This window comes from Limnohabitans sp. G3-2 (assembly GCF_002778275.1).
In the GTDB taxonomy this organism is placed as follows: Bacteria; Pseudomonadota; Gammaproteobacteria; order Burkholderiales; family Burkholderiaceae_C; genus Limnohabitans_A.
Genome location: NZ_NESG01000001.1, coordinates 416,312 through 434,248, shown reverse-complemented (window position 1 = coordinate 434,248; position 17,937 = coordinate 416,312). Strand labels below are relative to the sequence as shown.

Here is a 17,937-nt window from a genome sequence, read left to right as displayed (position 1 = left end):
AAAAAGCCCCATGGCTGGGGCTTTGGCTGATCCGGCAAGAGCCGGACAGGGGTCGATCAGGACACGCGCTTGAGCATCTCGATACCGACTTTGCCTGCGGCGATTTCGCGCAGCGCCGTCACACCTGGCTTGTTTTTGCTCTCGATGCGGGGGGTGTGACCTTGGCTCAACATGCGGGCGCGGTAAGTAGCGGCCAAAACCAGCTGAAAGCGGTTCGGGATTTGTTCCAGGCAATCTTCAACAGTGATACGGGCCATGATGTTTTCCTTGAAAATTTGGGTGCTGGGTTCAAGCCATTTTGAGCGCTTGGAAGGTGTCAGGCCGGGCACGGCGCTGAACGTGGTACTTGAGCCGCTGGGCGTGAACAACCGCTTTGAGGTCAAACAAGGCACGATCAAATACTTCATTGATTATAACGAAGTCAAATTCAGGGGCCTGGGCGATTTCGATGGCCGCATTTTGCAGGCGCAGCGCGATGATGTCTGGCGCATCTTCGCCGCGCCGCTCCAAGCGAGCGCGCAGTTCTTCCCAGCTGGGGGGCAGGATGAAGATGAGCACCGCATTGGCATACATCTTCTTGATTTGCAAAGCGCCTTGGTAGTCGATTTCCAGGATCACGTCCGCACCTTGGGCCATGCGGTCTTCAATCATCCGCTTGGAGGTGCCGTAGCGCTGGCCATGGACATGGGCCCATTCGACGAAGGCGTCGCCCAGCACCATGGCATCGAACTCTTGCGCCGAGGTGAAAAAGTATTCCCGGCCATGCTTTTCCTGGCCCCTGGGCGCGCGGGTGGTGTGCGAGACCGTGGGCTGCACGCGTGAATCGAGCTCCATCAAGGCCTTGACCAAGCTGGATTTTCCGGCCCCGCTGGGGGCGGCCACGACAAACAGGTTTCCTGGGTAATCCATGCTGGGGCTCTTTATTCGATGTTCTGGACTTGTTCGCGCATTTGCTCAATCAGCACCTTCATGTCCACCGAGATGCGCGTCATCTCGAGCACGGCCGATTTGGAGCCCAAAGTGTTCGCTTCGCGGTGCAGTTCCTGGATCAGGAAATCCAGGCGTTTGCCGATGTCGCCGCCTTGGCTGAGCAGTCGGGAGAGTTCGTCCAGGTGCGAGCGCAGGCGGGTGAGCTCTTCGGCCACGTCGATGCGGATCGCAAAAGCGGTGGCTTCGGTCAGCGCCCGGTCTTGTGCGGCTTCGGGCAAGTGACTGCCGTCCGCCAAGGACATGGCGTCTTTCCAGCGCTCCAAAAAGCGCTGGCGCTGCTGTTCGACCAGTTGCGGCACCAGGGGGAGGGCCTGTTCGGCCAAGCCACGCAGTTGCTCAATGTGGCCTTGCAGCATCTCGGTCAGCCGGGCACCTTCACGGGCGCGGGCCTCGCGCAGGGCGGCCACGGCTTGGGCGGCCAGTTGCATCCAGGCGGCTTCATCGGGCGCTGCTTGGCCCGAGCTGCCCGCCGTCATGCGCAGCACGTCGGCCACGCTCAAGGCGCGGGCGTCGGGCAACCAGTCCTGGATTTTGTCTTGCAGCGCTGCGATTTTTTGCAGGGCCTGGTGGTTGGGGGCTTGCAGGGTGGCGCCGTCACCTGCATCTTGGCTGGCACGCACTTCCACTTTGCCGCGTTTGATTTGCCGGGTGATCAGCTCGCGCAGTCCGGGTTCGAGCTGGCGCAGCTCTTCTGGCAGGCGGAAACTCAGGTCCAGAAAGCGGCTGTTGACCGAGCGGATTTCAAACCCCAGCCGGGCTGTGGGGGCCGCGCTGGCAGGGGTTTCGCCGTCTGCGGCCAGCGGGCTGTGCTGCACGCTGGCGTATCCGGTCATACTGTAAACTGGCATGGATCAAGTTCCTTGTGGCAGCGCCTGACCCCATGGGCCTGTGTGCACTGCAAATGCTGCAGCCTAACAGCTGAGCATGAAACGAGGCATTATCTCAAACTCTTGGGTCTGACCCGCCTGCCCATGGCCAGGCGCATTGTCAGGGCCAGGCACTCACTTCATTTCTCGCCATCATGAACACCAGCACCTCTTACGTTCGAACCGGTCGCCCTGCCGATGCCCTGCGCCCGGTGCGCATCACCCGCGGTTACACCGTGCACGCCGAAGGCTCGGTGCTGATCGAGTTTGGCCAGACCCGCGTGCTTTGCACCGCTTCGGTGGAGGAAAAAGTGCCGGGCCACAAAAAAGGCAGTGGTGAGGGCTGGGTCACGGCCGAATACGGCATGCTGCCCCGCGCCACCCACACCCGCGGTGACCGCGAAGCCGCACGCGGCAAGCAAAGCGGCCGCACGCAAGAAATCCAGCGCCTGATTGGTCGCTCATTGCGGGCTGTTTTTGACTTGAAAAAACTGGGCGAGCGCACCATTCACCTCGATTGCGACGTTCTGCAAGCCGACGGCGGCACCCGCACCGCCAGCATCACCGGTGCTTTTGTGGCGGCGCAAGACGCCGTCAACTGGCTCATGGCCACGGGCAAGCTGAGCGAGTCCCCCATCCTGGACCGCGTGGCCGCGATTTCGGTCGGCCTGAAAAACGGGGCGGCTTTGCTGGACTTGGATTACCCCGAAGACTCGGCCTGCGACACCGACATGAACGTGGTCATGACGGGCGCGGGCCACTTTGTGGAAGTGCAGGGCACGGCCGAGGGCGTGGCTTTCACCCGCGTGGAGATGGACCGCATGCTGGCGCTGGCCGAAAAAGGCATTGCCCAGCTGGTCCAGCTGCAAAAGCAAGCGCACGACGCACCCCAGACGCTGACCTTCAGCGCATAAGCGCTGCCCCTCTCTTCATGAAAATCGTTCTGGCTTCCAACAACGCGGGCAAATTGGCCGAGTTGCAAACCCTGTTTGCGCCGCTGGGCATGACGCTGGTGCGCCAGTCCGAACTGAACATCCCCGAAGCCGCTGAGCCCTTCAAAACCTTTGTGGAAAACGCCTTGGCCAAAGCCCGGCACGCCGCGCAGCTCAGTGGCTTGCCGGCCCTGGCCGACGATGCGGGTCTGTGTGTGGACGCTTTTGGCGGTCAGCCTGGCGTGGACACGGCTTTCTACGCCACCCGCTTTGGCTACCCCAAGGGTGACGACACCAACGTGAGCGCCTTGCTGGAACAAATGCAGGGCATCACCCAGCGCCGCGCCGCCATGGTCAGCACCTTGGTGGCCTTGCGCAGCGCCGACGACCCGGAGCCCCTGGTGGCGGTGGGCCGGGTGGTGGTGCAGATCACGCCCGAGCGCCGGGGCAGCCATGGTTTTGGCTTCGATCCGGTCATGTTGTTGCCCGAGTTCGGCAAGACGTTTGCTGAACTGCCGCCTGACGTCAAAAACGCCCACAGCCACCGAGGCCGCGCCGCACAAGCCATGCTGGCGCTGATGCGCGAGCGTTGGCCGGCCGACGCTGTGGCATGAAGCGCCCATGAACCCCATGATGGACCCGGTGCACGCCATGCGCCCAGGCGTGCTGCAACTGAGCAGTCTGCCGCCCCTGTCGCTGTATGTGCACCTGCCCTGGTGCATCAAGAAGTGCCCCTACTGCGACTTCAACTCGCATGAATTTCGCGATGGCGCAGACCCGGTTTCAACGCAAGACGCCTACATCCAAGCGCTGTTGGCCGACCTGGAAGCCAGCCTGCCATTGATCTGGGGCCGCAGCATCCAGACCGTGTTTTTGGGCGGCGGCACGCCCAGCCTGTTTTCGCCGGAGGCGATTGAGCGTTTGGTGAGCGGCATCCGCGCCCGTGTGCGCTTGGCACCGGACGCCGAAATCACCATGGAAGCCAACCCCGGCACTTTTGAAAAAGACCGATTCAAGGCTTTCCGCCAAGCAGGCATCACCCGTTTGTCGATCGGTGTGCAAAGTTTTGACAACGCGCACCTGAAAGCTTTGGGCCGGGTGCACGACCGCGACCAAGCCTTGGCCGCCGTGACCGAAGCCGCGCAGGTGTTTGACACCTTCAACCTCGACCTGATGTACGCCTTGCCCGGCCAAACGCTGGAAGGCCTGACGCAAGACATCGCCACTGCGCTGGCCTTTGCGCCCCCGCACATCTCGATCTACCACCTGACGATCGAGCCCAACACGGTGTTCGCCAAGTTTCCACCGGCCTTGCCTGAAGACGATTTGGCCTACGACATGATGGACCGGATCACCGAACGCACGGGTTTGGCGGGTTTGGAACGGTACGAAGTGTCGGCCTACGCCAAGCCCGGACACCGCTGCGCGCACAACCTGAATTACTGGCAGTTTGGTGATTACCTCGGCATTGGCGCAGGGGCGCACAGCAAGCTCAGTTTCGCGCACCGTGTGCTGCGGCAGGTGCGTTACCGCGAGCCAGCGCTTTACATGCAGCAAGCCATGAAGGGCGAGCCTGTGACGCAAAGCACCGAAGTGTCGCGCCAAGATTTGCCGTTTGAATTCATGCTCAATGCCTTGCGTTTGCGCGCTGGTTTCGAATTGGCCGATTTCGTGGACCGCACGGGCCTGGCCATGACCAGCATCCAAAAGGGTCTGGCGGAGGCTGAACAACTGGGCCTGATCGGGCGCGACCTGCACCGGGTCTGGCCGACAGAAAAAGGCTTTGATTTTTTGAGTGACCTGCAGGCGCTGTTTTTGGCCGAAGCCGACTGAGGTCTCAGGCCTTTTCAGCGGTTTGGGTGGACCAAGCGCATTCTGTCCAGGACGAACTTGAAGCCGTAGAGCATGACCAAAGCGCCCGTGACGTTGCCAATGAACATGGGCCACACATCCACCCAAAAGTTGGTCTGCGGACGTTCCAGCCAAAGCCAGACCATTTGGTGAGCCGCAGCGCTGGCGGCTGAGGTGCTCAGTGTCAAGTTCAGCAGCTGCAAGGGGTTGAGCTTTTGCAGTTGGTCGCTCAACCACTGTTGTTTTTGCAGGTATTTCATCACCAGCCACGGGGTCAATCCGCCGGCCACCCCGTTCAAAAAGGCCAGCAAGATGTTCGGCCCATCGATCAGGCCTGCATCGATGTACCAGCTGCCCAGCATCAAACCCAAAGCACCGGGAAGGCCCAGCACCAACACCAAAATCACCCTGAAGCCAGCAGGCAAAAACAACCAGTTGATGCCCTGTTTGTGTTCAAAGTCGTGAAACAACCAACCGTTGAGTTCGAAGAAGCACACAAACAAAACAGCACTGAGCAAAGCCAGTACTGTTTTTTGAAGTGAGCTGCCGACGAATGAACTCATGCAGGTGTTTCTTGGTGGGCTGCCTGCATGGATTGCCCCAGGTGGCTGAAGTAATCCAAGGTGCGTTGGGTCGGGATCAAAAATTTGGCGCGGCGATCGCCTTCCAAATTGAACGTGCTGAGCATTTCCTTTTCGCGCAGCCGCGTGATTCGCTTGTGCAGCGTGGCGGGGGAGCCCAAGTCCGCCAGTGCAATGGCTTCGCGCACGGTCATGGGCTGATTTTCATACCAGCGAAGCACCACGGCTTGCAGCAAGGCCTTCTCGTTGGCATCCATTTCCATCCCATCGGGCAGGGCCTGGATGACTTTGGCCAATTGTAAAAACCGCAGGTAAGCGGCTGCAAATGGGCTGTTGGTACTGTTGGTTTTTTCCATATCGATGATTTTATCGAATTTATCGTCATCGTCATCGCCCCATTTGTCTGGGGTTAAGCTCAAGGCTTCAGGAGAACCACATGACACATCGAATGGCCATTGTTGGGCTGGGCATCATGGGCCGACGCATGCTGGAAAACGCATGGCGACACCCCGCTTTTGACGTTTGCGGTGTTTGGGATCCGTCGGCCGAATCCGTCGCCAAAACGCGCGAACTCTTGCCGGATGTCCCGATCGCCGCCAGTCCCGAAGCCGCCATGGCGGGCGCCGATGTGGTGTATTTGGCTTGCCCGCCGGGACCTCGCAAAACCTATGCCCTGCAGGCTGCTGCGGCCGGGCAAGGTGTGTTCATGGAAAAACCCTTGGGCACCGACAACGCGCAAAGCCGTGATCTGGTGGCTCAGCTGGCCCGGGCCCGTTGGCCAGGCGTGGTCAACTTCACACAAGCCGCATCGCGGGGTTTTGACGAGCTCCACCGCGCCATCGCTGCGGGTGAAACGGGCGAGCTGTTGGGCATCGACATCGTGGTGAATTACCCCGCCTGGCCCCGTGCCTGGCAAAAAGACGCCGATTGGCTGCGCCTGCGCCACGAGGGGGGATACACCCGGGAGGTGATTTCGCACTTCCTGTTTTTGGCGGGTCGATTTTTGGGGCCTTTGACTTTGCAGCAGGCCTTGCCGCGTTACCCCGAAGATCCCGCACTGTGCGAGCTGGACATGCTGGCCCGATTGACCACGGCCGACGGCAAACCGGTGACGGTGATGGCCACCACGGGAGGGCAGCAGCCCGATCGCCAAGAAGTCACGGTGCGCGGCAGCCGCCTGAACCACCAATTCCGAGAGTTTTACCAACTGTGGCGCTCCGACGGCGGTCCTTGGGTTGAGGCCCTGGACTGGACCACCGAAGACCCCCGCACCAGCGCATTGCAGCGACAACTGAGCGAAGTGGATTTGTGGCTGCAAGGCCAGCCGCACAAACTGGCGACCGCCGAAGAAGCGCTGGCGGTTCAGGTGTTGGTGGAGGCGATGTTGGTGGGTAAGCGCTGAAATTCGCTGCGCCATGCAAAACGCCCCTCGTGAGGGGCGTTTTGCATGGTGTCTTGGCGGAAGCGGTGTCCGAGCGGATACTGTTCTGAAAAGTGAATCGCCCCGGGTTTTGAGGAGGCTCCAAACTTTGAGAAGATGGAGCCATGAACAAGAGATCAAACAAATTTTCCCCGGAAGTGCGTGAACGTGCAGTACGCCTGGTGCAGGAGCACCGCGGTGAGTACCCATCGCTGTGGGCCGCCATTGAATCGATTGCGCCAAAGATCGGTTGCGTGCCGCAAACGCTCAACGATTGGGTCAAGCGCGATGAGGTTGACAGCGGCCAGCGCGAGGGCTTGACCAGCAGCGAACGCGAGCAGCTCAAGGCATTGCAGCGGGAGGTCAAGGAGCTGCGCCGGGCCAATGACATCCTCAAGACGGCCAGCGCGTTTTTCGCCCAGGCGGAGCTCGACCGCCGACTCAAGAGTTGAAGGCGTACATTGACCAACACAGTGATACCTATGGGGTCGAGCCGATCTGCAAGGTTTTGCAGATTGCCCCGTCGTGTTACTGGCGTCACGCTGCCCAAATGCGCGAGCCGGCATTGCGCTGTGACAGGGCCAAGCACGATGACGAACTTATCGCGCAAGTCCAACGGATCTGGCACGCCAATATGCAGGTCTACGGAGCCGACAAGGTGTGGAAACAGATGAACCGTGAGGGAATTGCCGTTGCCCGGTGCACTGTCGAGCGACTGATGCGCCGACTGGGCCTGCGCGGTGTACGCCGTGGCAAGGTCGTACGCACCACGACCCCAGACGCCAATGCACCATGCCCGCTGGACCGGGTCAACCGGCAGTTCAAGGCAGACCGGCCCAATCAGTTGTGGGTGTCGGACCTCACCTACGTCTCTACGTGGCAAGGCTGGCAATACGTGGCCTTTGTGATTGACGTGTATGCGCGTCGGATTGTGGGTTGGCGTCAGAGCAGCTCCATGCGGACAGACTTTGTGCTCGATGCGCTGGAGCAGGCTTTGTACGACCGGCAACCCGAACGAAGCGACGCCCTGATTCATCACAGCGATAGGGGTTCGCAATACGTGTCCATCCGGTATAGCGAGCGATTGAGCGAAGCGGGGATAGAACCTTCAGTAGGAAGCCGGGGTGACAGCTACGACAACGCGTTGGCGGAAACGATTAACGGGCTGTACAAAGCTGAGTTGATTCACCGCCGAGCACCCTGGAAAACCAAGGAGTCACTGGAGATTGCAACGCTTGAATGGGTGTCTTGGTTTAACCACCACAGACTGCTTGAGCCGATTGGGTATATTCCACCTGCCGAAGCTGAAGACAATTACTATCGGCAACTTGCCAGTTAAACCGCCACAACGGAATGACTTAAACCAACTGGCCTCCTTGATACCCGGGGCGATTCAGGCGCTGAACTTGAAAGCATCTCAGCTGTTGAGCATTGCTGATGTCTGACCCCGGTAAAACCCAAAGCGTGGGGGGCATATGGTTGCTTTGATGGCTATATTTCATAATGTGGAATTATCAAATAACCGATTTCTTTTTAAAGCCTTCAAGACCGACACCACTCGCAAGCGTCAAGATTTGCCGGTGCGGGGTGTTCTTTAAAAAACGCTTTTTATTTGTTACTAATTACCCGGTGGCGTGACATTCGAAACACTTTTGGGGTGATTGGCTGGATGCATGAACTTATTTGTAACGGTCCAATTTCAACATAAAAACGGTAGGTTGTTTAAATATTTGGCGACAACTTTCTTAAGTATTGTCCATCCATAAAATATATATTTGCATTATTATCCACAATTGGCGATCTGAAATCTTGAAATAATCCAATTATAGCTGGAGTACTATCTATAACAGCAAAGGTAGTTTGACTATAAATAACTTCCAATGCTCCTGAAGGAGTTATTTTGGAAATAGCCAGACCATTCCGGATATTTGAGGCTGCGAATATGTTACCAAGTTTGTCAGAAAAAAGATTGGCACCACCTGGAACTGATGCATCAATACCTACTCCTTCAATTAATGATGGATTCCCTGAGCCAACAAAATTTGTAACCATGCCAGATGTGTCGACTTGACGTATATATGGAGCATTATCTGATATATATAATTTATTATTTAAACCCAACGTATAGGTGCCTATATTTTGAAATCTTGCCGCCCCCGCCAATCCATTGGCATATCCAGGGAGTGAACTGCTACCAGCAAAATCAGTAATAACACCAGTTAGTGGGTTGATTTTTCTGAGAATTTTGCCATTCCAAAGGTCAGTTTGTATCAGATCACCATTATCATTCAAAACCATAGAGCCACCATAGTAGGAAGTTGTCGCTATGGTGGTGACATCACCATTTGGTGCTACTTTTCTTATATGTTGGTAATTTGAATCATAAACATAGAGATTGCCAGCCGAATCCAATTGCAACGATTGAGGGAAAGAAAACTGTGCTAATGTACTATTGGCATCTAAATATCCATTAATAGACCCAGCGTAGACCGATATTACACCAGAAGGCGTAATTTTATAAATTACATGCTCCTGACTTGATGCCAGAAAAAAATTGCCATTAGTATCCATAACCAATGTATTGCCGCGGTGGTCCCAATTAGTATTGGAGAAAGTTGCTATTGTTGATACGGTGTAATTTTGTTTGCAAAGTATTGTTACGTTACTGATGTTGGCACTTGCGGTTCCAACACCATTGCTCACAGAGCATTGGTATCCTAGCGGTTTTTCCTTGACAGTAACTGCGTATGCGTCACCTGAAGACAAAGCACTCGGAAATTGTGTCAAAGCACCATTTACCCTCAGATTCAAAGCATCAATTTGGTTGTTATAAAGCAAAATGGATTCCCCGAAAGGTAAGCCGGAAACCATGACCTTCACACGGTATGTTTGGCCCGAGCCGCCCGAGCCGCCAGATGTGATCGTGTCACCACCGCAAGAAACAAGCAGCATCAAACTGGCAAGAGTTGGAACAAGGAATCTTTTAAACATTTGTAGCTTTCTCTATAAATTTGTTAAATTTAACCACCTATAGATTGAATCTATCAATCAGTACTAACCCTCCAAACAATATTTTTTACTTATATATTAAGGATTGCTCACTTGGCAATAATTTATTAGAAAGTAGCTAAAATTAAAAACTAGGTATCTCATCCCCCAAGCCTAGACACCTTGCTAAAGCTAGCAAACCGTCTTGACACCACCGTTTCCGCTCTCATTGCACCGGTGTCACAAAAAAGGCCTAATTGCCTTTTTGGGCGAATAGGCGGGTGCAGCAACTTATTTGCAACGGCCAAGACCCCACCCCCCCTAAAGTCGACCTAGGCAGGGAGCAATCAAAAGTCGCAGGGGCAACGGCCGACACTCCGAGACCATGGCAACGACCAAGGTTTTTTAAGTGGGCGTGTGTATAGAAATGTGGGCTGGATATTGCAGATAACCAGTAAACCTAGCATCCATGCCGGTTGCAGGGAAGGCACTGGCGGAAGCGGTGAGATTCGAACTCACGGACCCTTTCGAGTCGCCGGTTTTCAAGACCGGTGCAATCGACCACTCTGCCACGCTTCCTTGGGGGGTCATTGTAACGACTAATGACGTCGTTCAAGCCTGGCCGAGCATCCCGCGCTTTTCAATGAAGGCGACCACCTCGGCCAGGCCGTCCAGCGTTTTGAGGTTGGTCATCACCCAGGGGCGTGTTTCGGGATTGGGCCGCATGCGTTGGGTGTCGTCGCGCATCACCTGCAAGTCGGCGCCCACATGGGGCGCCAAATCGGTCTTGTTGATGACGAACAAATCGCTCTTGGTGATGCCGGGCCCGCCCTTGCGGGGGATCTTTTCGCCTGCAGCCACGTCGATCACATAGATGGTGAGGTCACTCAGTTCGGGGCTGAAGGTGGCGGCGAGGTTGTCACCGCCGCTCTCGATGAAGACGACGTCGGCATTCGGAAACTTCTCGAGCATGCGGTCGATGGCTTCGAGGTTGATGGACGCGTCTTCGCGGATGGCCGTGTGCGGGCAGCCGCCCGTTTCCACGCCCATGATGCGCTCCGCAGGCAGGGCGCCGCTCACGGTGAGCAGGCGCTGGTCTTCCTTGGTGTAGATGTCGTTGGTGATGGCGATCAGGTCCCAGCGCTCGCGCATGTTTTTGCACAGCATCTCGAGCAATGTGGTTTTGCCGGAGCCGACCGGCCCGCCGATGCCCACGCGCAGGGGCGGCAGTTTTTGGGTGCGGTTCGGGATGTGGTGCAGTGCAGAGCTCATGATCGGAAAATTCGGGAGTATTGGGTTTCGTGGCGGGCCGACAGGATGGCCAGCATGGGGCTGAAGGCTTGGCGGTCCTCGTCGGACACATGCAAGGCGGTTTGCACCGCCACAGGGATCTCTCGGGCGAGCCGGGCCAGCATGCGTTGGCCCGCACTTTGGCCCAAAGGCACTGACTTGAGCGCAGCTTGCGTCATGTTCTCGGCCCAACCAAAAGCGCAGGCTTGCAGGGCATGGTCCAGCGGCGTTTTGGCCAGGGAAAGTGCCAGCGCCATGGCCAGTGGGTAGGTCACGGGCAAGTTGGCGCACAGCCGCAATTGCTCGCCGCTGGCTTGCTGCAGGTTGCGCAGCCAGTCGAGCAGAGAGCGGCCCATTTGTTCGGTTTGCAAGCGCATCTCAGCGGTTTCGCGGGTGGTCATGACCCAGTCGTTCAGGGCTTGCAATCGGGCAGTGTCGTGGTTTTGCCAGGCGGGAATCGCTTGCGCCAGCACCGACATGTCGCCACGCGACTGCGTCAGGTGCAGTTGGTCCACCACCCAGTCGGTGGCGCTGTGTTCGTCGTGCACCAGGACTTGCTCGATGGCCGCTTCCAGGCCCTCGGAGTAGGAAAACCCACCGATGGGCAAAGCCGGTGAGGCAAGCCAGATCAGCTGCAGCAGGCCCGAAGGCGCGGACTCAGTGGTCATGTTTGCAGTGCGGGCCATGCACATGGGGCGCGGCCGCGGCAGCGCGGATGGGAATGGCGATGCGTTTGGGTGTGGCCGTGGCCGTGGCCGTGGTCGGGAGCGGGGTCGCATGACTGTGATCGTGATCGTGATCGTGGCTGTGCCCATGCCCATGCCCGCCATGCCCAGAGGCGTGCTCACCATACGCGCCGTTTTCAGGCTCAAAGGGCTCTGAGACCTGCACCACCGTCATGTGCATGGCGCGCAGCATGTCGGCCAGCACATGGTCGGGCTCAATCTTCAGGTGGTCGGGTTGCAGCTCGATGGGCACATGGCGGTTGCCCAGGTGGTAGGCGGCGCGGGTCAGGTCAAAAGGCGAGCCGTGTTCGCTGCAAGCGGTGATGCGCAGCACGCTTTGTGGGGCGGCTTGCACACGAACGAGTGAGCCGTCTTCGGCCACCAGCACATCGCCACCGCGCACCACGCTGCCCCGGGCTAAAAACACGCCCAGGGCGCGCCCAGCGCTGTCTGTGGCGTCAAAGCGGCTTTTTTGTCGGGTGTCCCAGTCGAGCGTGATGGTGCTGGCGCGATGCACCAGCACACGGGCCAGGCCACGGCCTTGCGGCATGAGTTTGGAGCAGAGGATCATCAGAACAGAAAGTAGCGTTGCGTCATGGGCAGGCTGGTGGCGGGTTCACACACCAGCAACTGGCCGTCGGCGCGCACCGCGTAGGTCTGTGCATCGACTTCCATGCGGGGCGCGTAGTCATTGTGGACCATGTCCTTCTTACCCACTTGGCGGATGTTTTTCACCGCGCTCAGTGTTTTGGCCAGGCCATAACGCGCACCCACGCCCGCTTGCCAACCCGCTTGCGAGACAAAGGTCAGCGAGCCGCGCGCAAGCGCCCCGCCAAAGCTGCCAAACATGGGGCGGTAGTGCACAGGCTGGGGGGTGGGAATGGACGCGTTCGGGTCGCCCATGGCGGCCAGCGCGATGAAGCCGCCTTTCATGACGATGGCGGGTTTGACGCCAAAGAAGGCTGGCTTCCAGATCACCAAGTCCGCCCACTTGCCCACCTCAATGCTGCCCACTTCGTGGCTCATGCCGTGTGCGATCGCGGGGTTGATCGTGTATTTGGCGAGGTAGCGTTTGACGCGGGCGTTGTCGTGACGTTCGGTGTCGCCGGGCAGGCTGCCGCGCTGCTGCTTCATTTTGTGCGCGGTCTGCCAGGTGCGGATGATGACCTCGCCCACCCGGCCCATGGCCTGGCTGTCGCTGCTCATCATGCTGATGGCGCCCAGGTCGTGCAGGATGTCTTCGGCCGCGATGGTTTCCTTGCGGATGCGGCTCTCGGCAAAGGCCAGGTCTTCGGCAATCGCCGGGTCGAGGTGGTGGCAGACCATCAACATGTCCACATGCTCGTCGAGCGTGTTGATGGTGTAGGGGCGCGTGGGGTTGGTGGAAGAGGGCAGCACGTTGGCCTCGCCCACCACTTTCAAAATGTCGGGTGCGTGCCCGCCGCCCGCGCCTTCGGTGTGGAAGGTGTGGATGGTGCGGCCCTTGAAGGCGGCCACCGTGTCTTCCACAAAGCCCGATTCGTTGAGCGTGTCGGTGTGGATGGCCACCTGCGTGTCAGTGGCTTCGGCCACGCTCAGGCAGTTGTCGATGGACGCAGGCGTCGTGCCCCAGTCTTCGTGCAGCTTCAAACCAATTGCGCCTGCGCTGATCTGCTCGTGCAGCGCAGCTGGCAAGCTGGCATTGCCCTTGCCCAAAAAGCCCAGGTTCATCGGGAAGGCGTCGGCCGCCTGCATCATGCGCTCGATGTTGAAAGGCCCGGGCGTGCAGGTGGTGGCAAAAGTGCCGGTGGCCGGGCCCGTGCCGCCGCCCAGCATGGTGGTCACGCCGCTGGCCAGCGCTTCGTCGATCTGTTGGGGTGCAATGAAGTGGATGTGCGAGTCGATGCCGCCTGCGGTGACGATCAGGCCTTCGCAGCTGATGATTTCGGTGCCCGGGCCAATCACGATGTCCACGCCCGGCTGCGTGTCCGGGTTACCCGCTTTGCCAATGGCGGCGATGCGGTTGCCCTTGAGGCCAATGTCGGCTTTGACAATGCCCCAGTGGTCGATGATGAGCGCGTTGGTCAGCACGCAGTCCATCGCGCCCTCGGCGTTGGTGCGCTGCGATTGCGACATGCCGTCGCGGATCGTCTTGCCGCCGCCGAACTTGACCTCTTCGCCGTAGCCACCTGCCAGCAAGGTGAAGTCTTTTTCAACCTCGACAAGCAAGGCGGTGTCGGCCAGGCGAACGCGGTTGCCCACGGTGGGGCCGAACATCTCGGCGTACGCACGTTTGTCGATGTGGGCCATGTCAGAGTTTTCCTTGCGTTAAACCGCGAAAGCCATAGACCACCCGGTCACCCGCGTAGTCCACCAGCTCCACGGTGCGTTGCTGGCCGGGCTCAAAGCGCACGGCCGTGCCCGATGCAATGTTCAAGCGCATGCCACGCGCAGCAGCGCGGTCAAAGCTCAGCCCGCCATTGGTTTCTGCAAAGTGGTAGTGCGACCCCACCTGAATGGGGCGGTCACTGGCGTTTTGCACCACCAGGGTGCAGGTGCGACGGCCCACGTTCAAGTCGTGTTGGCCGGGGTCGATCAACAGTTCACCGGGAATCATGCGGGGCTCACTTTTTGCCGAAATAAACCGCCGCAGCCACCAAGGCTGCAGCGACCACAAAACCCAGCGCATCGGTGGCATGCCAGTGCGGGCCCCCCAGGCCGTGACCGTCGTGTGCGACAGCGTTGCTGGCCAGTTGCGAGAAGGCCAAAGAAAGTGTGAAGGCGATTTTTTTCATGTCAGCTCCTGCGTGTTCTCAAACGATGGGTTGGTGCACGGTCACCAATTTGGTGCCATCTGGGAAAGTGGCTTCGACTTGGATGTCGGGGATCATTTCAGCGATGCCGTCCATCACATCGGCACGCGTCAAAACGGTGCGGCCTTCGCTCATCAATTGGGCCACGGTCTTCCCATCCCGTGCGCCTTCCATGACGGCGGCGCAGATCAAAGCGATGGCTTCGGGGTAGTTCAATTTCAGACCGCGCGCCTTGCGGCGTTCGGCCAAAAGTGCGGCTGTGAAGATGAGCAGCTTGTCTTTTTCGCGAGGCGTGAGTTCCATTTTGGTGCGTTCTGAAAGAGTGGGTGCATTCGATCCCATCAATGTAGCAAAGACTGTGCCCCCTTATAGAGCGCTCATCTTTTTTCTAGGGAAACAGCCGCGCCATCCGGGGTGCATCAGGGTTCTCCCTGAAGTTGGCACGGTGATTGCAAGAGTGGGTTCAGCGTTGCAAGTCTCCGCGTGTTTGTTTCAACAACCTACTTTCCTGATTGGAGTGATCTCATGATGAATCGTCGTGGCCATCTCAAAGCCCTCGCAACCGCCGCCGCCATCGCCGCTGGCAGCCTGACGTTGGCCAGCCAAGCCCAAGCGCAAGCGGGCAACACCATCAAGGTGGGCGTGCTGCACAGCCTGTCGGGCACCATGGCCATTTCCGAGACCGTGCTCAAAGACACGGTGCTCATGGCCATTGATGAAATCAACGCCAAAGGTGGCGTGCTCGGCAAAAAGCTCGAGCCCGTGATCGTGGACCCGGCTTCCAACTGGCCCCTGTTCGCTGAAAAAACCAAACAACTGCTCGGCCAAGACAAAGTCTCGGTGATCTTCGGTTGCTGGACTTCGGTGTCGCGCAAATCGGTCTTGCCCGTGGTGGAAGAAATGAACGGCTTGCTGTTCTACCCCGTGCAGTACGAAGGTGAAGAACTCAGCAAAAACGTGTTCTACACCGGCGCTGCGCCCAACCAGCAGGCCATCCCGGCCGTCGATTACCTGATGAGCAAAGAAGGCGGCGCAGCCAAGCGCTGGGTCTTGCTGGGCACCGACTATGTGTACCCCCGCACCACCAACAAAATCTTGCGTGCCTACCTGAAAAGCAAAGGCGTGGCCGACAAAGACATTGACGAAAAATACACCCCGTTTGGCCACAGCGATTACCAAACCATCGTGGCCGATGTGAAGAAATTCTCTGCGGGCGGCAAGACGGCCGTGGTCTCCACCATCAACGGTGACTCCAACGTGCCTTTCTACAAAGAACTGGGCAACGCGGGCCTGAAAGCCAAAGACGTGCCCGTCGTGGCCTTCTCGGTCGGTGAAGAAGAACTGCGCGGCGTGGACACCAAGCCTTTGGTCGGTCACCTGGCCGCATGGAACTACTTCATGAGCATCAAGAACCCGGCCAACGACGAGTTCACCAAGAAGTGGGCGGCTTATGCCAAGGCCAAAAACATCGCGGGTCACAAAGACAAGCCTTTGACCAACGATCCGATGGAAGCCACTTACATCGGCATCAACATGTGGAAGCAGGCGGTGGAAAAAGCCAAGACCACTGACACCGACAAGGTGATCGCGGCCATGGCCGGTCAGACCTTCAAGGCGCCAAGCGGTATCACCAGCAAGATGGACGAGAAAAACCACCACTTGCACAAGTCGGTGTTCATCGGCGAGATCAAGGCCGACGGCCAGTTCAACGTGGTCTGGAAGACCCCTGGCCCCGTCAAGGCCAAGCCATGGAGCCCCTTCATTCCAGGTAACGACGTCAAGCCTGACGAACCTGCCAAGAAGTGATCGTTTGAACGCGTTCTGAAAAAAGGGGAGGGCACAGTCCCTCCCCTTTTTCTGAAAGATGACCGAAGGGGCGACTGCTCGCTCGACCAAGAGATGTTCAAGATGAAACGATGGATTTTGAAAGCCACGTGGATCGCCAGCGCTGTGTGGGGTCTGTCGGCAGCGCACGCTTTGACCATGGACGAAGCCCTGGCGATTTCCGTGGGCGAAAGCGATGCGCGTGTGCAGGCTTTGGCGCAAGCCGTGGCCCAAGGGGACGAGAGGACCGCTGCTTTTTTGCAAGCGCTGGCCGACGATGTGGTCAAGGTGGCCAAGGACCAGGTGCTGGTGGTGCGCGATGGTCAAGGCCTGAACCCAGTGACCGGACAGGCGCTGCCCGTGCCGCAAGAGGCCGAAGATGTGATGCTGAACAACCGCTTGCGCGGTGAACTGGACACGGCCCTGGCGGCCCTGAAATTGTTCAGCCCTGATGTGAAGGTGCGCCGACTGGCTGCCTTGGCTTTGCTCAAAGAGCCCGATGCCAGCCGCAGACCCTTGCTCGACAAAGCGCTGGCCACTGAAAAAGATGCCACCGTGCAAAGTCTGGTGCGCCAAGCGCGTGCCGCGGCCATGCTGGTCAGCGAGCTACCCCATGAGCGAGGGTTGGCCGCCGGCGAACTGGCCGAGAGCCAACAGCCCGAAACTTTGCTGTTGCTCAACCAGCAACTGGCCCAAGAGCCAGACCCTGCGGTGAAAAAGCAAATTCAAGCGGCATTGACCGCCGTGCAGGAAAGTCTGCGCTGGGGTGAGCGCCTGGGCACCTTGTTCACCGGGGCCAGCCTGGGCTCTATTTTGTTGTTGGTGGCTTTGGGGCTCGCCATCACCTACGGCCTGATGGGTGTGATCAACATGGCACACGGCGAGCTGATGATGATCGGGGCCTACGCCACCTATGTGGTTCAAGCCGTGTTCCGCCAATACCTGCCGGGCGCATTCGATGCCTACTTGCTGGTGGCGGTTCCCGTGTCTTTCCTCACGGCCGCTTTAGTGGGCGCCGTCATGGAGCGCACGGTGCTCAAGCATTTGTATGGCCGCCCCCTTGAAACATTGCTGGCCACCTGGGGCATCAGCTTGGTGCTCATGCAAGGCGTGCGCAGCTTGTTCGGGGCACAAAACGTGGGCGTTGAAAACCCCTCGTGGATGAGCGGTTCGCTGCAGCTGCTGCCCAATTTGCAACTGCCTTGGAACCGTGTGCTCATCATCGTGTTTGCCGCTGCGGTGCTGGTCGGCATGGCGCTGTTGATTGGCAAAACACGCCTGGGTCTGTTTGTGCGCGGCGTCACGCAAAACCGCCCCATGGCTTCGTGCATGGGCGTGAACACCGCCCGCATCGACACCTACGCGTTCGCTTTGGGCTCGGGCATTGCAGGCCTGGCGGGTTGTGCGCTCAGCCAGGTGGGCAACGTCGGCCCGGACCTGGGGCAGAGCTACATCGTGGACTCGTTCATGGTGGTGGTGCTGGGCGGGGTGGGTCAGCTGGCGGGCACGGTCTACGCTGCTTTGGGACTGGGCTTGGCCAACAAGCTGCTCGAAGGTTGGACCGGTGCGGTGCTGGCCAAAATTGCGGTGTTGGTATTCATCATCGTCTTCATCCAGAAGCGCCCGCAAGGCATCTTCGCGATGAAGGGTCGCAGCGCTGAAGCGTGAACAGGGATAC

At 58.5% G+C, this 17,937-nt stretch carries 20 protein-coding genes, 1 tRNA gene and 1 other annotated feature; of the genes, 7 read left to right on the top strand and 14 right to left on the bottom strand.

Annotated elements, in window-relative coordinates:
- Nucleotides 1–56 precede the first annotated feature (56 nt).
- From rpoZ to B9Z31_RS01950, 3 genes are read right to left on the bottom strand one after another with little or no spacing between them, the layout of a single operon-like run.
- Entirely contained in the window at nt 57–257 is a 201-nt protein-coding gene (gene rpoZ / locus B9Z31_RS01960; protein WP_062402588.1) for a DNA-directed RNA polymerase subunit omega, read from the bottom strand.
- Nucleotides 258–288: 31 nt separating this feature from the next.
- Nucleotides 289–909: a guanylate kinase gene (gmk, locus tag B9Z31_RS01955; protein WP_100117862.1), complete on the bottom strand. Its 621-nt coding sequence runs from the start codon at nt 907–909 to the stop codon at nt 289–291.
- Nucleotides 910–920: 11 nt separating this feature from the next.
- Nucleotides 921–1,823, bottom strand: a complete 903-nt coding sequence (locus tag B9Z31_RS01950) for a YicC/YloC family endoribonuclease (RefSeq protein ID WP_100117861.1) — start codon at nt 1,821–1,823, stop codon at nt 921–923.
- A 188-nt stretch (nt 1,824–2,011) separates the two neighbouring features.
- Here B9Z31_RS01950 and rph point away from each other — a divergent pair, with 188 nt between their 5' ends.
- The 3 genes from rph to hemW are packed head-to-tail and all read left to right on the top strand — an operon-like array spanning nt 2,012 to nt 4,621.
- Nucleotides 2,012–2,770, top strand: coding sequence for a ribonuclease PH (gene rph / locus B9Z31_RS01945; RefSeq protein ID WP_100117860.1), 759 nt, complete (start codon nt 2,012–2,014; stop codon nt 2,768–2,770).
- Between the two features lie 17 nt (nt 2,771–2,787).
- The gene (gene rdgB, locus B9Z31_RS01940) at nt 2,788–3,402 is read left to right on the top strand and encodes an RdgB/HAM1 family non-canonical purine NTP pyrophosphatase (RefSeq protein WP_100117859.1); all 615 of its coding nucleotides are present in this window, start codon (nt 2,788–2,790) and stop codon (nt 3,400–3,402) included.
- Nucleotides 3,403–3,418: 16 nt separating this feature from the next.
- Complete coding sequence (gene hemW, locus B9Z31_RS01935) at nt 3,419–4,621, top strand: radical SAM family heme chaperone HemW (protein WP_100117949.1); 1,203 nt, start codon at nt 3,419–3,421, stop codon at nt 4,619–4,621.
- 14 nt (nt 4,622–4,635) lie between these two features.
- Here hemW and B9Z31_RS01930 read toward each other — a convergent pair whose 3' ends face one another.
- Nucleotides 4,636–5,202, bottom strand: a complete 567-nt coding sequence (locus B9Z31_RS01930) for a hypothetical protein (protein ID WP_233200620.1) — start codon at nt 5,200–5,202, stop codon at nt 4,636–4,638.
- Entirely contained in the window at nt 5,199–5,576 is a 378-nt protein-coding gene (locus B9Z31_RS01925; protein WP_100117858.1) for a hypothetical protein, read from the bottom strand. Before B9Z31_RS01925 ends, B9Z31_RS01930 begins: the two co-directional genes overlap by 4 nt.
- A gap of 80 nt (nt 5,577–5,656) precedes the next feature.
- On the opposite strand from B9Z31_RS01925, the gene B9Z31_RS01920 reads away from it, so the two are divergent.
- Nucleotides 5,657–6,622: a Gfo/Idh/MocA family protein gene (locus B9Z31_RS01920; RefSeq protein WP_100117857.1), complete on the top strand. Its 966-nt coding sequence runs from the start codon at nt 5,657–5,659 to the stop codon at nt 6,620–6,622.
- Nucleotides 6,623–6,765: 143 nt separating this feature from the next.
- Nucleotides 6,766–7,979 (top strand): IS3 family transposase gene (locus B9Z31_RS01915; RefSeq protein ID WP_100117856.1). Its coding sequence is split into 2 segments (ribosomal slippage): nt 6,766–7,060 and nt 7,060–7,979, totalling 1,215 coding nucleotides; the frame shifts between segments, so codons are not numbered across the junction.
- Nucleotides 7,047–7,163: a sequence feature (AL1L pseudoknot), on the top strand. (Overlaps the previous gene by 117 nt.)
- Nucleotides 7,980–8,362: 383 nt before the next feature.
- On the opposite strand, the gene B9Z31_RS15350 is transcribed toward B9Z31_RS01915, so the two are convergent.
- The 9 genes from B9Z31_RS15350 to B9Z31_RS01880 form a co-directional block, all read right to left on the bottom strand.
- The gene (locus B9Z31_RS15350; protein ID WP_143473803.1) at nt 8,363–9,631 is read right to left on the bottom strand and encodes a hypothetical protein; all 1,269 of its coding nucleotides are present in this window, start codon (nt 9,629–9,631) and stop codon (nt 8,363–8,365) included.
- A gap of 488 nt (nt 9,632–10,119) precedes the next feature.
- Nucleotides 10,120–10,207 (bottom strand) — tRNA-Ser (locus B9Z31_RS01910).
- A gap of 33 nt (nt 10,208–10,240) precedes the next feature.
- Nucleotides 10,241–10,900, bottom strand: a complete 660-nt coding sequence (gene ureG, locus B9Z31_RS01905) for an urease accessory protein UreG (RefSeq protein WP_100117855.1) — start codon at nt 10,898–10,900, stop codon at nt 10,241–10,243.
- Entirely contained in the window at nt 10,897–11,586 is a 690-nt protein-coding gene (locus tag B9Z31_RS01900) for an urease accessory protein UreF (RefSeq protein WP_100117854.1), read from the bottom strand. The genes ureG and B9Z31_RS01900 overlap by 4 nt, the downstream gene beginning before the upstream one ends.
- Complete coding sequence (gene ureE, locus B9Z31_RS01895; RefSeq protein ID WP_100117853.1) at nt 11,576–12,214, bottom strand: urease accessory protein UreE; 639 nt, start codon at nt 12,212–12,214, stop codon at nt 11,576–11,578. The genes B9Z31_RS01900 and ureE overlap by 11 nt, the downstream gene beginning before the upstream one ends.
- Nucleotides 12,214–13,932, bottom strand: coding sequence for an urease subunit alpha (ureC, locus tag B9Z31_RS01890; protein ID WP_100117852.1), 1,719 nt, complete (start codon nt 13,930–13,932; stop codon nt 12,214–12,216). The genes ureE and ureC overlap by 1 nt, the downstream gene beginning before the upstream one ends.
- A 1-nt stretch (nt 13,933) precedes the next feature.
- Nucleotides 13,934–14,239 carry an urease subunit beta gene (locus tag B9Z31_RS01885; protein ID WP_100117851.1) on the bottom strand — a complete coding sequence of 102 codons (306 nt, stop codon included), beginning with the start codon at nt 14,237–14,239 and terminating at the stop codon, nt 13,934–13,936.
- A gap of 7 nt (nt 14,240–14,246) precedes the next feature.
- Nucleotides 14,247–14,417: a hypothetical protein gene (locus tag B9Z31_RS15450; RefSeq protein WP_158235642.1), complete on the bottom strand. Its 171-nt coding sequence runs from the start codon at nt 14,415–14,417 to the stop codon at nt 14,247–14,249.
- Nucleotides 14,418–14,435: 18 nt separating this feature from the next.
- A complete protein-coding gene (locus tag B9Z31_RS01880) occupies nt 14,436–14,738 on the bottom strand; it encodes an urease subunit gamma (RefSeq protein WP_100117850.1) in 303 nt (100 codons plus the stop codon).
- A gap of 225 nt (nt 14,739–14,963) precedes the next feature.
- On the opposite strand from B9Z31_RS01880, the gene urtA reads away from it, so the two are divergent.
- Complete coding sequence (gene urtA / locus B9Z31_RS01875) at nt 14,964–16,241, top strand: urea ABC transporter substrate-binding protein (protein WP_100117947.1); 1,278 nt, start codon at nt 14,964–14,966, stop codon at nt 16,239–16,241.
- 102 nt (nt 16,242–16,343) lie between these two features.
- Nucleotides 16,344–17,927 (top strand): urea ABC transporter permease subunit UrtB, encoded by a 1,584-nt coding sequence (gene urtB / locus B9Z31_RS01870; protein WP_100117946.1) that lies wholly within the window; start codon nt 16,344–16,346, stop codon nt 17,925–17,927.
- Nucleotides 17,928–17,937 lie beyond the last annotated feature (10 nt).